Raw genomic sequence first — 12,982 nt, 5'->3', positions numbered from 1 at the left:
GATTGTAATTCAATCGTCCACTTTATAACTTGAATATTTGGACAAGGTTTAAATAACTCCCTGTGCCAACATGGCATCGGCAACCTTTACAAAGCCAGCGATATTCGCTCCTTTAACATAGTTGCAATAACCATCTTCTTCTTTTCCATATTCGATACAGGAATCATGGATATCTTCCATAATACCCTTTAATCTTTCATCAACTTCCTCTCTTGTCCAACTAATGCGGAGCGAGTTCTGGGACATTTCCAATCCTGAAGTGGCAACACCACCTGCATTGGATGCTTTACCAGGTGCGAACAATATTTTAGCATCATGGAACGCATGGATAGCCTCAGGAGTTGAAGGCATATTTGCGCCTTCAGCCACAGCTATACAGCCGTTCTTAATCAATGTAGCGGCATTATCACCATTAAGCTCATTCTGTGTGGCACATGGTAAGGCAACATCGCAGGCAACTTCCCAAGGTGTTTTTCCCTTATGATATTCAGCAGAAGGGTATTTGTCCACATATTCGGAAACTCTTCCTCTTTTGTTGTTCTTGAGGTCCATGACAAATGCCAGTTTCTCTTCATCGATACCGTCCTTGTCATAAATATACCCTCCTGAATCGGAAAGCGTCAATACTTTTCCTCCCAAATGCATGACTTTTTCAGCAGCATATTGGGCCACGTTTCCAGAACCGGAAATCACCACATTCTTACCTTCAAAAGAATCATTATTGGTCTTTAGCATGCTATCCGCAAAATAAACGGTTCCATAGCCAGTTGCTTCTGGTCGAATCAATGAGCCTCCCCAGGAACGACCTTTTCCTGTCAACACCCCGGTAAACTCGTTTCTAATCTTTTTGTACATCCCGAAAAGGAAGCCAATTTCACGAGAACCTACGCCTATATCTCCTGCGGGAACATCAGTGTTTGGACCAATATGTCGGCACAATTCCGTCATAAAGGCATGGCAAAAGCGCATTACCTCATCATCTGACTTTCCTTTGGGGTCAAAATCGGAACCACCTTTTCCGCCACCCATGGGTAAGGTTGTCAAACTATTTTTGAATACTTGTTCAAATGCCAAAAATTTCAATACACTGGCATTCACTGTTGGGTGAAAACGAAGACCTCCTTTATAGGGTCCGATAGCGGAATTCATTTGTATACGATATCCTCGGTTCACATGAATCTCTCCTGAGTCATCTACCCATGCTACGCGAAATGATAGCAATCGTTCTGGCTCCACCATTCTCAAAAGAATGTTTTTCCCGTGATAGATATCATTTTTTACAATGTACGGAATAACGGTTTCTGCTACTTCCTGTACCGCTTGGATGAACTCTGGTTCATGGCCATTTCTGGCAATGATCTCATCCATAAATACTTTGATTTTTGCTTCCATAAAACGGATTAGTGGTTTAACACCCCTTCGTTTTCCAATAGGGGCCAATTTTGTTGAATTATGAATTAGACGGCAAAATTATATTATTTACATAATTTCAACCCTTGTTTTTTAAAAATTTTTCAAAAAACAATTATCCGATGGCCTGCTCAAGGTCGGCAATCAAATCATCAACATCTTCAATTCCTACACTAAGTCGAATAAGGGAATCGACCACTCCACTTTTTTCGCGTTCTTCTTTGGGAATACTTGCGTGCGTCATACTAGCTGGGTGACCTGCCAAGCTCTCCACTCCACCTAAAGATTCTGCAAGTGTAAAAACTTCAAGCTTTTCAACAATTTTGATGGCGTCATCATAACTGCTCCCTTTGGGAACAAAGGATATCATTCCTCCAAAACCATCCATTTGGTTTTTGGCCACATCATGATTCGGATGATCTTCAAATCCTGGCCAATATACTTTTTCAATCTTTGGGTGATTATTCAAATATTTGGCAATGGCCTCTCCATTCTCGCAATGCCGTTGCATACGCACATGAAGTGTCTTGATTCCTCGTAAGGTCAAAAAGCTATCCATGGGGCCACAAACAGCTCCACTGGCGTTTTGAATAAAGTATAATTTATCCGCTATCTCTTTGTCCTTGACCACAAGCGCTCCAACAACAACATCACTATGTCCGCCCAAATATTTGGTAGCTGAATGCATTACGATGTCGGCACCTAGATCCAATGGGCGTTGTAAATAAGGAGTGGCAAAAGTATTATCAACAGCCAACAACAACTGATGTTTCTTGGCCAAACTGGATACGGCTTTTATGTCAATCACATTCATCATTGGGTTTGTAGGTGTCTCTACCCAAATGAGCTTAGTTTTGTCATTAACCAGTTTTTCTATGGCCTCTGTGCTTTGCATTCCAACAAAGTGAAAGACGATTCCATATTTCTCAAAAACCTGTTTGAACAACCGATAACTTCCTCCATAAAGATCATTAGTGGAGATTACTTCATCACCTGGATTCAATAATTTGATTACCGCATCCATTGCCGAAAGTCCACTGGCAAAGGCCAAACCGTAAGTACCATTTTCGATGCTTGCCAAGGCATTTTCCAATGCCGTTCTGGTTGGGTTGGCGCTACGCGAATATTCGAAACCTTTATGCCCGCCAGGTGTAGTTTGGGCATAGGTAGAGGTTTGATAAATGGGAGGCATTACAGCACCATACGCCTTGTCTGGGTGTTGTCCGCCGTGAATCGTCTTACTATTGAATTTTAAATCTTTTTTGCTCATCTCTTTCTTAATCTACATACAAATGTATCGTTATCTTTTGGAGTAATCAATCATGTCTTATTTTTGAAGACCCTAAACACTCAGCTTATGAAAAAAGCATTCTGCCTACTCCCTGTATTTGTGCTCCTCCTTGGTTGCGAAAATGCTGATAAACTTACTTTTGAGCCTCTTCATGTGTCCAACAAGGCCTGTGACGAGTGCCCAAAAATTGAAATAAATATTTTACATGCTTTGGATGAAACCATCGTATCCAATCAGATTAACAGTTCGCTCGAAGAAGAGGTTATATCACTTCTCTCGTTTGATGAAGAACAGGAAATCAATACAATGGAAAATGCTATTGATTCATTCACCAATAGTTTTAAGGAATTAAAATCTAGATTTCCTGATGAGACTGTGGGTTGGGAGGCCAACGTAGAGAGCAAGATCTCTTATGAAGATAGGGATATGCTCACGCTGGAATTCAGGGCATATTCCTTCACTGGTGGGGCACATGGCTACAGTTCCACTTCTTATTTAAATTTTGATAAGCGAAAAGGTTCCGAGCTCGACACTTGGGAACTTTTTGATGACTTGGAAGGTTTTCTAAGGTTTACCGAAACCAAATTCCGGATTCAAGAGGACATTCCACAAGATGACAACATCAACGCCACTGGGTTTATGTTTGAAGGTGACATTTTTCATCTGCCGGAAAATGTAGGGTATTCAGAAAAGGGCATTGTATTGATTTATAATCAATATGAGATAGCTTCCTATGCAGATGGGCCGATTACTTTGGTTTTACCTTATGCCGAGATCAACAAATATCTAAAACGGAAGGTAAAACTTTAACTCTCTGCGCTCAAAGCTCGTTTTAACGCCAAGACCGAACCTAAATGGATTCCTTCGTGGTAGGTATTATAGACAATTGCATCTTCAACAGATTTCAGTTCAATTTTTGCAGAAGTCATGTAGGGTTTAAAATCCTTGAAAATTCCTTTTTCGTAATCGTTAGCAGTTTGTTCGGGCAGGGAGAACATTAAGCTGGATATTAAATCTATCTCCTCATCACTGGGAATACCCTCTGGAAAAGTCCCTTTTCTGTATTTTTCAATTATTTCTTCGGGCATATTCACGGATTCACCACTCAATTTGTACACTAGTAATTGCTCTGTGACAACAACATGAGCTATGTTCCACCAGATATTATTATTGAATCCTTTTGGTATTTTGAACAAATCCTCTTTTGGTGTGTTCAATAAATGTCCGTGTAATGTTTTTCTTGTTTGCAGTGTAATATCGAATAGTTCTTCCATGAAAAAAAATGTAATCTTATTGAAAAACAAAACTAGAATCAAACTTTCAATATGGATATAAAATCCTTGATAAATTTTCGGCAATTTAAAAATGCATTTGTTAAACTATCATATCTATTTTTTTAGATATATAAATATTTATATATTTGTGCCATGGATATCATTGAAATCAGTAAAGTATTATCAAACCAGACCCGGGTCAAAATCTTACAGTGGTTAAAAGAACCGGAGGCAAATTTTCCGCCACACCAAGATATTGACCATTTTGATGACGGTGTTTGTGTAGGATACATACAAGATAAGACCGGATTATCCCAATCTACGATTTCAACCTATTTGAACTCCATGCAAAATGCCAATTTGGTGATTCCTACGCGGCATGGGAAATGGACGTATTATAGAAGGAACGAAGAAGTGATAAAAGCTTATGTTGAAAGCTTAAAACAGGATTTGTAATTTTTTGAACAAACATATCGATATTTAGCGAAATATAAATTTGAATTATTATGGAAAATTGTATCAACTGTATCTGTATTGAAGAAGTCGAGACACCTCGAAGAGTCAACACTATTTTTTTACAACGCGTAACAAAATGGTTGACCAATTTTACAATCGAAGGAGCGGAAGAATTATCAAAAATTAAATAATAAGGATATGAAAACCATAGGTTTAATAGGAGGAATGAGCTGGGAATCCTCAAAAATATATTATCAGCATATTAATGAAATGGTTCGGCAAAAGTTGGGTGGCTCTCATTCTGCTAAAAGTGTTCTTTCTTCGGTGGATTTTGAAGAAATTGAACGTTATTCCTTTTCAGGGGACTGGGACAAAATTGGAAAGTCTATGGCTTCCCACTCCAAAAACCTGGAAAGAGCTGGTGCAGATATGGTGGTACTTTGTACCAATACCATTCATTTGGTCAGCGACGCCATAACCAATGCTGTGGACATTCCTTTTCTACATATAGTCAATGCCACGGGAGAGGCCATTCAACAAAAAGGATTGAAAAAAGTGGCACTATTAGGCACCAAATTCACCATGGAAAAAGATTTCTACACGAAAATACTGGAAGATCAGTTCGGGCTGGAGATTTTGGTTCCCAATGATGAGGACATGGATGTTCTACAAGATATTATCTACAATCAACTGGTTCAAGGTGTGTTCACGTCAGAGGCCAAAGAAACTTGCATTAAAATCATCAAAAAATTGAAAGAGCAAGGGGCTGAAGGTGCCATTTTGGGTTGTACCGAATTACCTATTTTGATTCCTGCCGAAGAAGTGGACATTCCAACTTTTGATACTGCAAAAATACATGCGCAAAAAGCTGTGGATTTTGCCCTATCGTAAAGTAAATTCAATTTCTATGTTTGTTCGTTGCTTGTTAAAATTAAGTTTCTTTGCATTGCTAAATCTTGACTATAATTATTTCGCTCATGCCACGCTTTGATTTTAATAACAAAACCTTTTCGCTACTTGAAAATTCCGAAAATGGAAAGGTAAGTTCAGACACCATTTTTAGATATCGACAAGAAGGAAATCTCGTCACAGCGGATTACGAAGGTGGAACAATTCGATATGGAAAAATTATCGCCAAACTCGATGAAGACAAACTCGAAATGCTTTATCAATGCCTAACTGAAGATGGAGAGCTTAAAGCTGGAAAGGCCGAGGCCCATATCCGAATGGATGAAAACAACAAAATCCGTTTGCTCCTTGACTGGCAATGGTTAAATGATTCAACAAAAAAAGGGACTTCAGAGTATGTTGAAGTCGAATAAAATCACTGAAATAAATTCAATAGTAAATGAAAAAAATATATCACCTAGGTAGTTGCTCTACCTGCATCCGTATTTTGAAGGAATTGGAACCCTTGAATGGGGTTGAATTACAAGAAATAAAGACAGAATCCATTACCCCGGAACAACTCGAAGAGATGAAAAATTTGGCTGGAAGCTACGAGGCTTTGTTCAGTAGAAGAGCCATGCTCTTTAGACAACGCGGCCTGCATGAACAACAATTATCTGAGGACGATTACAAAAACTTGATTCTCGAGCATTATACTTTTCTCAAAAGGCCTGTAGCAATAATTGATGGTCAAATTTTCGTAGGAAACTCAAAAAAAATTGTTGAGGCGGCAAAAGAGGCACTTCACGCATGAGCAAACGTACCCTTGCCATACTTGCAGCGCTGGGCGCGACTACCATTTATGCCATAAACCACACGATTGCCAAGGGCATAATGCCCCATTATGTGGGGGCCTTTGGCGTTATTATGCTGCGTTTGGGAGGTGCCACATTATTGTTTTGGGTAATTTCGATTTTCGGCCCAAAAGAAAAAATCGAAAAAAAAGATTGGGGTCGAATTTTCCTCTGCTCACTACTGGGAATGGCCATAAACATGTTGGCCTTTTTTAAAGGTTTGGAACTGTCAACTCCCATAAACAGCGCTGTACTGGTCACCATTACTCCGATAATCGTGGTGGTACTGTCCGCATTTTTTATAAAGGAGCGCATTACATGGAATAAAGGACTTGGGGTTTTCATGGGCTTTGTTGGTGTTCTGGGGTTGATATTGTTTGGCGCGGAAATACGGCAAGATGCCCCAAACATTCCACTGGGCAACATGCTTTTCGTACTTAATGCCACTGTATATGGGTCCTATCTAATTCTTGTAAAAAAGTTGGTTGAAAAATATCATCCTTTTACATTGATGAAATGGCTATTTACCATCGGATTGGTCATTGCCTTTCCCGTAACCTATCCCGAATTTTCAGAAATCGACTGGTACAATATGCCACTATGGGCCTATGGGGCAATCGCTTTTGTAGTTATCGGAACTACCTTTTTTACCTATTTATTCAATGTGTTTGCCCTGACACAACTAAAAGCATCAACTTTAGGGGTTTTTATGTATTTGCAACCCCTGATAGGTATTTTGTTTGCTCTTTCTTCAGGTAAAGATCATCTTACTTTGGTAAAGGTTTTGGCAACCACTTTGGTTTTATTGGGCGTATATCTGGCCAGTAAAAAACCGAAACCGGTTTCCTAAAATATGCCATTTTTTTTCATCTTTATGAGAACTAGGGCTAAAGATGGTGATTGGAAATCTATCTGCTAAATGTCCTACGTTAATTGTAAACAGTGTTTCATTAACTCATATGGCCCATTCATCAATTTAAGCCCGCAAAGTCAAACTCAAGTTCTACTTTGCGCTTTCAATTAAATCAATCTAAAACCCATGCAAAAAATCATTTACTATGTCGCCGCTTCCCTTGACGGTTATATCGCAGGTCCAAACGAAGATGTAAGCCGATTTATACACTCGGGCAACGGTGTAGAAAAATATCAGCAAGACCTTTTGAATTTCAAAACTGTGATCATGGGTCGCAAAACCTATGAGTTCGGATATCAATTTGGATTGGTTCCAGGCCAACCTGCCTATCCGAATATGGAGCATTTTATTTTTTCCGACTCTCTGGAAATCGCCGATTTGGCATCATCAGTCCATATCGTAAGGCCCTCACTAGACAATGTCAAAGAAATCAAATTACATTCTTCATCCGACATTTATCTATGTGGAGGAGGGGCATTTGCCGGTTGGCTTTTAAATCATGGCCTTATCGATGAACTAAAACTTAAGCTTAACCCCATAGTTCTTGGAAATGGAACTCCGCTCTTTGGTAATTCCAAGACTTCTGTAAAATGGCATTTGGAACACAGTGAATCTTATGACCAAGGGTTACAGATTTTGAGCTACAATTTGAGAAAAGAAATTACAGATTTTCATGAGAAATAAAAAGACATATTTTTTACTACTCTTACTTTCAGCTATGTACTGTGAAGCACAAAAGATGATCCTTACAAAAGATGATTTATTGTACCAATCCACATCTGAAAACTTAGATAGGTTTGGCTCATTTATTTGGTCAAAAAGCGATGATGGTACAATTATTATTAACCAAGAAAATTTAGATATAATTAAAGTCCGTAAGGGCATGTACTATAAATCCCTAGTTAAGTATTCCTCTTTTTTGGGAAGGACAAGCTACCATATTCAACATGTAAAATTTTCTGAAAGAGCTAGAATACTTGCATATTTAATATCTCACATAAAACGAAATGATATAGAACCCAAAATCATTATACATACAGTTATAGGCGATAAGGACTCCTGTTACTACCACGAGTTTGAAAAAAACAACTATTACGATCTTTTTGATCTGAAAGATGAATATAGAAAAGAATTTGAAAGATTACGTCCTCCTGAGAAATTGGAATTACCTTACGCAACACCGATAATAGATGCTGATTATATGGAGGATAGTAGATGTAAATGAAAACAAAACGCTTTGTAATGCACAATAAAATCAATGAGCAAACTAAGCTATAGGGTTATTCCTTATAAAATTCAAGATGACCATCTTGCACCAATAAGAGAAGTTAACTTTATGTTTTTTTGACAAAAAAAATCAACCCGTTAAATACAAATCCTGTGGAAATTGTACATGCTTTCGGGTATCCGCTTTGGTCAAGACCGTAAAATCATCCGTCCTTTCCATTTTATTGAAGGCATCAATGAATATTTGAGGCAAGGGAATCAATTTTCGATTCTTCAAATCGATCCATGCCCCCATCATTTCGCAGCGGGCAAAGTTTTTGCCCTCGCTGTCGTAAAAATCATGCTGAAATTCAAAAAACATTCCATCCTCGCTCATCCCTTTAAATCCTAATGAAACCTTTACAGGTTTTCCTGGAAACACCTCTTTAAAATAATATATGTGCTCATAAAACACCACAGGACCAATATTATATTCGGCCATGGTTTTGTGATTAAACCCAAGTTCCCCCAAAAACGCCATTCGGGTATGGCTTGCAAAATTGATATAGGCTGAATTGGCCAAATGCCTGTTGGAGTCTAAATCGCTCCAGCGAATCTCAAATTCCTTAAAAAACATATTCTAATATTTGTTATGCATGCATAATAGTTGTAAAATTACATAGTTTTGAAAATTGATTCCTATCAAGTGTTATAAATAATTTTATTTTTAGAGATACTTTAACATCAACTCCATGAGCGAAAAAGCCGAATTCATCAAAGACCTTGCATTGCCCGCAGTTGCTGCTCCAATGTTTCTTATTTCCGGACCCAAATTGGTTATCGAATGTTGCAAAAATGGAATTGTCGGCACCTTTCCGGCACTCAACCAGCGAACCAGTGAAGGTTTTGAGGAATGGCTTATCCAAATAAAAACGGAATTGGAACAGTTTGAAAAAGAGACCGGAAAAAAACCTGCTCCTTTTGGTGTTAACCTTATTGTTCACCCTACCAACCCAAGATTGGAGGCCGATGTGAAGCTTTGCATGAAACACAAAGTTCCGTTGGTCATAACTTCTCTGGGGGCTGTCAGCATGGTAGTTGACGCGATACATAGTTATGGAGGATTGGTTTTTCATGACATCATCAAAAAAAGGCATGCTGAAAAAGCGGCCGAAGCTGGAGTTGACGGACTTATCTTAGTGTCGGCAGGCGCAGGAGGACACGGAGGAAATCTAAACCCAATGAGCTTGATTGCCGAAGTGAAAAAAATTTTTAATAAGACCATTTTGCTATCTGGCTGTATCAGTACCGGAAGAGATATTGCCGCTGCCATGCAAATGGGAGCTGACATGGCTTATATGGGAACACGTTTTATAAATACTGAGGAAAGTAAGGCCCCCGAAGAATACCGCAAAATGATTATTGAAGCTGGAGCAAACGATATTGTTTACACAGCAGCAATTTCTGGCGTCCATGCCAATTTCTTAGCCGCAAGCCTGCAAGCGGCCGGAATTACCGAAGAAGATTTAAAAAAGGAGCACAAGGTAGATTTTGGAAAGGAACTGGATACCGAAGTCAAAGCATGGAAAACTATTTGGTCGGCCGGACAAGGGGTGACCACTATCGAAAATGTAATGCCCATTTCCGAATTGGTCAACACCCTAAAGTCTGAATTTAAGGAAGCCATTGAAGAACAAAGCAAACTATTGGAAGTCTTTCCGAAAGGATAATCTGGTTTTAACCGTGGTATATTTAGAATTTTATTGTAGCAAAAACTGTCAGATTGAGCTGTCACCCTGAACTTGTCGAAGGGGCGGTCGAAATCAAAAGGAAAAAGTATCGAGAACAAGGTTTGCGCCATGAAAATTCTGATTCTCGATACAATTTTTCAGACAGATGCACCGAAAAACCACTCGAATTGACAAATTTTCATCAAAAATGAACCATAAGCGGTTCTGTTCTTTTTCCAATGCCATTGATTCCTTCAAATTATTCGCCGCCACTTTTTTTTAAAGGTGGGCATCTATCCACAATTTATTGCGGTTTGTTCAGAACGGTAAACGGTCTGGTCCAAGCAAAGGAACGCTTGACACTTTCCGATGGCGATTTCTTGGATTTGGATTGGAGCAAATCTGACACCCCAACTAAAAAATTGGTTGTGCTTTTACACGGTTTGGAAGGTGATGCGCAAAGACCATACATTACCGGAAGCGCAAAATTGTTCAATCAAAATGGTTTTGACGCATGTGCGGTAAATTACCGAGGTTGTAGCGGGGAACCAAACACTTTATATCGCTCTTACCACTCTGGTGTCACGGAAGACTTAGAAGAGATTATTAATCATATTTTATCCACCAAAAAATATTCGGAGGTTTTTGTTAAAGGATTTAGCTTAGGCGGAAATCTACTACTGAAATATTTGGGTGAAGGAAATGATATTCCAAAAGAAATCAAAGGTGCGGTAGCTATTTCGGTTCCTTGTAGTTTAAAAGATTCGTGTGACCAATTGCTTTCTTTCGAGAACATCCTTTATGCTGATCGGTTCAAAAGACATTTAATCACAAAGTTGAGGCAAAAACAACTTCTTTTTCCCGATTCGATTTCCGATACCGATATCAAAGCCATTAAAACCCTCAAGGATTTTGATGACATCTACACCAGTAAGGCCCATAATTTTAGGGATGCCCTAGACTATTATGCCAAATGCAGTTCCCTTCAATTCTTACCAAACATTTCCATTCCAAGTTTGATTGTCAATGCTGAAAATGATTCTTTCCTAGGTCAAGATTGCTATCCAAAGGCGGAAGCGGAAAAAAACAAGCGTTTGTTTTTGGAAATTCCCAAGTATGGTGGACATGTCGGATTTTGGGGTAAACATAATACTACCTATACAGAACAAAGAGCACTTACCTTTTTCACAGGAAGGTAAATTCTAAAACATTTGTTCAGAATTGTTAAACGCAAAGGTTTTCGCTGCACAAATGCACGGTTCGAAGTCTGTATAAGTCCTTTTACAAACAATATTTCTTTATATTAGTTGCCCATACCACTGATAATTTATTGAAATGAAAAGACTGATTTTATTAATCGCCCTTGGCGCCTTTGTGGCAAGCTGCGGTGGAAAAAAGGAAGAAAAAAAGGATGGTTTTGAAGTAAACAGAACCAAAAAAGAAGAGAAAAAAGTTCAGGCAAAAGAAGGGGTTCCTGTTGATTTGGACAATACAGGGGTTGGTCCAATTAAAGAATTGACCTTTCCTGATGATATAGATTCTGAAATGGCGGCACGCGGAGAATCCACATTCAATTCTATTTGTGTGGCTTGCCATATGGTGGATCAAAAAATGATTGGCCCAGCAATGAAAGGTGTTTATGAAAGACGTAATCCTGCCTGGGTAATGAACATGATTCTTAACCCTGACGTAATGCTCAAAGAAGATCCTATTGCCAAAGCATTGCTCAAAGAATACAATAATGCTATTATGCTCAACCAAAATCTGACCGAAGAAGAAGCTCGCGATGTCGCTGAGTACTTGCGTACTCTTTAGTAAGAAATAAGAGCATACATGTTTCATGCAGTGCTGTCACCTGTTCAGGTGACAGCACTTTTTTATTGACACCTCCTTACTCATTGATCCCTAACACAATGTTAAAAAATAACTCTGAACAAGGAAGGTTTATTTACAACCGCTATTTTTATCTTGTAAGAGATTATAGCCCCGTTGCTAAATTTAAAGACATGAGATTGTTTCTTTTGTTGCTGTTTTTACTTCCTTGTTTTGTTTTCTCCCAAGAGGACACAAAACAAAAATCACAATTCATTGCATTATACACGATTGGCGAGCATTGGGATTCCGAAAAACAACCTCATGAGCAGGAATATTTTAAGGAACATTCAGGTTTTTTATCCAAGTTGCGGAAGGAGAAAAAAATTGTAATGGGAGCTCGTTATGCCGATACGGGAATGATCATAATATTGGCAGACAATCTCGAAGCTGCAAAAAGTATGCTGTTTGAGGACATTGCTTTGCAACAAAAACTTTTTAATGTAGAAATCCATCACTTTAATGCCTTTTACAAAGGTTGTTTAGAATAACTATATATGAGAAAAAACATATTCTTTGGTCTTATTTTCATTTTGACATTCAGTATGCAAGCACAAAACGAGGAACTTCCGTATTATCAAATTCCAGAATATCCAGAAGATTTCAGCCCCGGTAATGTGGTTGCGAGAATGATTGATGGGCTTGGGTTTCGGTATTACTGGGCGACGGAAGGATTGACTCCAAAAGATTTGGAGTACAAACCCTCAAAGGATGGAAGAACCATCATTGAAACCATGCGACATATCTGCGGAATGTCTGAAATGATCAAAAATGCTCCCACTGCAACACCCAATACAGGCATAGATGGGCTTTCTGATTATTCTTACGAGCAACTTCGCAAGAGAACATTGGAAAACCTTAAAGAAGCCAGCGGTTTAATGAACAGTAAAAAAGCTAAAGATTTTGATGGCTTCAAAGTCATTTTTCAGCGTGGGGAAAAGCAAACTGCGTATCCCTATTGGAACATAATCAACGGCATGCTCTCAGATTGTATTTACCATGCAGGCCAAATCACCATGATGCGACGGGCATCAGGCAATCCTATCAATCCTAAAGTAAGTGTGTTTAATGGTAGATTAAGGGAATAA

18 protein-coding genes are annotated in these 12,982 nt (G+C 38.8%); 14 read left to right on the top strand and 4 right to left on the bottom strand.

Translation table 11 applies throughout. The features are described 5' to 3' along the window. Window positions 1-48 precede the first annotated feature (48 nt). Window positions 49-1,392 carry an NADP-specific glutamate dehydrogenase gene (gdhA, locus tag E4661_RS09180; protein ID WP_136466539.1) on the bottom strand — a complete coding sequence of 448 codons (1,344 nt, stop codon included), beginning with the start codon at window positions 1,390-1,392 and terminating at the stop codon, window positions 49-51. 133 nt (window positions 1,393-1,525) lie between these two features. Beyond that, on the bottom strand, window positions 1,526-2,680 hold the full coding sequence (locus E4661_RS09175; protein WP_136466538.1) for a cystathionine gamma-synthase: 1,155 nt from the start codon (window positions 2,678-2,680) through the stop codon (window positions 1,526-1,528). A gap of 87 nt (window positions 2,681-2,767) precedes the next feature. Between E4661_RS09175 and E4661_RS09170 the strand changes: the two genes are divergently transcribed. Then, window positions 2,768-3,511 carry a DUF3298 and DUF4163 domain-containing protein gene (locus tag E4661_RS09170; RefSeq protein WP_136466537.1) on the top strand — a complete coding sequence of 248 codons (744 nt, stop codon included), beginning with the start codon at window positions 2,768-2,770 and terminating at the stop codon, window positions 3,509-3,511. Here the strand turns inward: E4661_RS09170 and E4661_RS09165 are convergent. Then, window positions 3,508-3,975 carry a DinB family protein gene (locus E4661_RS09165; protein ID WP_136466536.1) on the bottom strand — a complete coding sequence of 156 codons (468 nt, stop codon included), beginning with the start codon at window positions 3,973-3,975 and terminating at the stop codon, window positions 3,508-3,510. The genes E4661_RS09170 and E4661_RS09165 overlap by 4 nt on opposite strands. Before the next feature lie 153 nt (window positions 3,976-4,128). On the opposite strand from E4661_RS09165, the gene E4661_RS09160 reads away from it, so the two are divergent. The 8 genes from E4661_RS09160 to E4661_RS09130 all read left to right on the top strand — a co-directional run bounded on the left by E4661_RS09160 (window position 4,129) and on the right by E4661_RS09130 (window position 8,311). Then, complete coding sequence (locus tag E4661_RS09160; protein WP_136466535.1) at window positions 4,129-4,431, top strand: ArsR/SmtB family transcription factor; 303 nt, start codon at window positions 4,129-4,131, stop codon at window positions 4,429-4,431. A 50-nt stretch (window positions 4,432-4,481) separates the two neighbouring features. Then, complete coding sequence (locus tag E4661_RS19065; protein WP_168796352.1) at window positions 4,482-4,622, top strand: hypothetical protein; 141 nt, start codon at window positions 4,482-4,484, stop codon at window positions 4,620-4,622. A 7-nt stretch (window positions 4,623-4,629) separates the two neighbouring features. Continuing rightward, window positions 4,630-5,322, top strand: a complete 693-nt coding sequence (locus tag E4661_RS09155; protein ID WP_136466534.1) for an aspartate/glutamate racemase family protein — start codon at window positions 4,630-4,632, stop codon at window positions 5,320-5,322. A gap of 86 nt (window positions 5,323-5,408) precedes the next feature. Then, window positions 5,409-5,753, top strand: a complete 345-nt coding sequence (locus E4661_RS09150) for an avidin-fold protein (protein WP_136466533.1) — start codon at window positions 5,409-5,411, stop codon at window positions 5,751-5,753. A 26-nt stretch (window positions 5,754-5,779) separates the two neighbouring features. Next, on the top strand, window positions 5,780-6,133 hold the full coding sequence (locus tag E4661_RS09145; RefSeq protein WP_136466532.1) for an arsenate reductase family protein: 354 nt from the start codon (window positions 5,780-5,782) through the stop codon (window positions 6,131-6,133). Further along, window positions 6,130-7,023 (top strand): DMT family transporter, encoded by an 894-nt coding sequence (locus E4661_RS09140; protein ID WP_136466531.1) that lies wholly within the window; start codon window positions 6,130-6,132, stop codon window positions 7,021-7,023. Before E4661_RS09145 ends, E4661_RS09140 begins: the two co-directional genes overlap by 4 nt. 189 nt (window positions 7,024-7,212) lie before the next feature. Next, window positions 7,213-7,770: a dihydrofolate reductase family protein gene (locus E4661_RS09135; RefSeq protein ID WP_136466530.1), complete on the top strand. Its 558-nt coding sequence runs from the start codon at window positions 7,213-7,215 to the stop codon at window positions 7,768-7,770. Continuing rightward, the gene (locus tag E4661_RS09130) at window positions 7,760-8,311 is read left to right on the top strand and encodes a hypothetical protein (protein ID WP_136466529.1); all 552 of its coding nucleotides are present in this window, start codon (window positions 7,760-7,762) and stop codon (window positions 8,309-8,311) included. The genes E4661_RS09135 and E4661_RS09130 overlap by 11 nt, the downstream gene beginning before the upstream one ends. 132 nt (window positions 8,312-8,443) lie before the next feature. On the opposite strand, the gene E4661_RS09125 is transcribed toward E4661_RS09130, so the two are convergent. Next, window positions 8,444-8,929, bottom strand: a complete 486-nt coding sequence (locus E4661_RS09125) for an acyl-CoA thioesterase (RefSeq protein ID WP_136466528.1) — start codon at window positions 8,927-8,929, stop codon at window positions 8,444-8,446. Window positions 8,930-9,044: 115 nt separating this feature from the next. Between E4661_RS09125 and E4661_RS09120 the strand changes: the two genes are divergently transcribed. The 5 genes from E4661_RS09120 to E4661_RS09100 all read left to right on the top strand — a co-directional run bounded on the left by E4661_RS09120 (window position 9,045) and on the right by E4661_RS09100 (window position 12,982). Then, entirely contained in the window at window positions 9,045-10,022 is a 978-nt protein-coding gene (locus E4661_RS09120; RefSeq protein ID WP_136466527.1) for an NAD(P)H-dependent flavin oxidoreductase, read from the top strand. A 239-nt stretch (window positions 10,023-10,261) separates the two neighbouring features. Then, the gene (locus tag E4661_RS09115) at window positions 10,262-11,221 is read left to right on the top strand and encodes a YheT family hydrolase (protein WP_136466526.1); all 960 of its coding nucleotides are present in this window, start codon (window positions 10,262-10,264) and stop codon (window positions 11,219-11,221) included. Between the two features lie 136 nt (window positions 11,222-11,357). Continuing rightward, window positions 11,358-11,837, top strand: a complete 480-nt coding sequence (locus E4661_RS09110) for a c-type cytochrome (protein ID WP_136466525.1) — start codon at window positions 11,358-11,360, stop codon at window positions 11,835-11,837. A 191-nt stretch (window positions 11,838-12,028) separates the two neighbouring features. Continuing rightward, window positions 12,029-12,385, top strand: a complete 357-nt coding sequence (locus E4661_RS09105) for a YciI family protein (RefSeq protein WP_136466524.1) — start codon at window positions 12,029-12,031, stop codon at window positions 12,383-12,385. A gap of 6 nt (window positions 12,386-12,391) precedes the next feature. Next, complete coding sequence (locus tag E4661_RS09100; RefSeq protein ID WP_136466523.1) at window positions 12,392-12,982, top strand: DinB family protein; 591 nt, start codon at window positions 12,392-12,394, stop codon at window positions 12,980-12,982.

The organism is Flagellimonas onchidii (assembly GCF_004804315.1).
Lineage (GTDB): Bacteria > Bacteroidota > Bacteroidia > Flavobacteriales > Flavobacteriaceae > Flagellimonas > Flagellimonas onchidii.
Note: the sequence above shows the minus strand (reverse complement) of the source record. Positions and strands in the feature narration are given on the sequence as shown.

Excerpts from the sequence above, each read along its gene's own strand:
- E4661_RS09110 (WP_136466525.1), top strand. The coding sequence starts at position 11,358 with ATGAAAAGACTGATTTTATTAATCGCCCTTGGCGCCTTTGTGGCAAGC.
- E4661_RS09125 (WP_136466528.1), bottom strand. The coding sequence starts at position 8,929 with ATGTTTTTTAAGGAATTTGAGATTCGCTGGAGCGATTTAGACTCCAAC.
- gdhA (WP_136466539.1), bottom strand. The coding sequence starts at position 1,392 with ATGGAAGCAAAAATCAAAGTATTTATGGATGAGATCATTGCCAGAAAT.
- E4661_RS09165 (WP_136466536.1), bottom strand. The coding sequence starts at position 3,975 with ATGGAAGAACTATTCGATATTACACTGCAAACAAGAAAAACATTACAC.
- E4661_RS09175 (WP_136466538.1), bottom strand. The coding sequence starts at position 2,680 with ATGAGCAAAAAAGATTTAAAATTCAATAGTAAGACGATTCACGGCGGA.
- E4661_RS09145 (WP_136466532.1), top strand. The coding sequence starts at position 5,780 with ATGAAAAAAATATATCACCTAGGTAGTTGCTCTACCTGCATCCGTATT.
- E4661_RS19065 (WP_168796352.1), top strand. The coding sequence starts at position 4,482 with ATGGAAAATTGTATCAACTGTATCTGTATTGAAGAAGTCGAGACACCT.
- E4661_RS09135 (WP_136466530.1), top strand. The coding sequence starts at position 7,213 with ATGCAAAAAATCATTTACTATGTCGCCGCTTCCCTTGACGGTTATATC.
- E4661_RS09130 (WP_136466529.1), top strand. The coding sequence starts at position 7,760 with ATGAGAAATAAAAAGACATATTTTTTACTACTCTTACTTTCAGCTATG.
- E4661_RS09170 (WP_136466537.1), top strand. The coding sequence starts at position 2,768 with ATGAAAAAAGCATTCTGCCTACTCCCTGTATTTGTGCTCCTCCTTGGT.
- E4661_RS09150 (WP_136466533.1), top strand. The coding sequence starts at position 5,409 with ATGCCACGCTTTGATTTTAATAACAAAACCTTTTCGCTACTTGAAAAT.
- E4661_RS09120 (WP_136466527.1), top strand. The coding sequence starts at position 9,045 with ATGAGCGAAAAAGCCGAATTCATCAAAGACCTTGCATTGCCCGCAGTT.
- E4661_RS09155 (WP_136466534.1), top strand. The coding sequence starts at position 4,630 with ATGAAAACCATAGGTTTAATAGGAGGAATGAGCTGGGAATCCTCAAAA.
- E4661_RS09115 (WP_136466526.1), top strand. The coding sequence starts at position 10,262 with ATGCCATTGATTCCTTCAAATTATTCGCCGCCACTTTTTTTTAAAGGT.
- E4661_RS09140 (WP_136466531.1), top strand. The coding sequence starts at position 6,130 with ATGAGCAAACGTACCCTTGCCATACTTGCAGCGCTGGGCGCGACTACC.
- E4661_RS09160 (WP_136466535.1), top strand. The coding sequence starts at position 4,129 with ATGGATATCATTGAAATCAGTAAAGTATTATCAAACCAGACCCGGGTC.
- E4661_RS09105 (WP_136466524.1), top strand. The coding sequence starts at position 12,029 with ATGAGATTGTTTCTTTTGTTGCTGTTTTTACTTCCTTGTTTTGTTTTC.
- E4661_RS09100 (WP_136466523.1), top strand. The coding sequence starts at position 12,392 with ATGAGAAAAAACATATTCTTTGGTCTTATTTTCATTTTGACATTCAGT.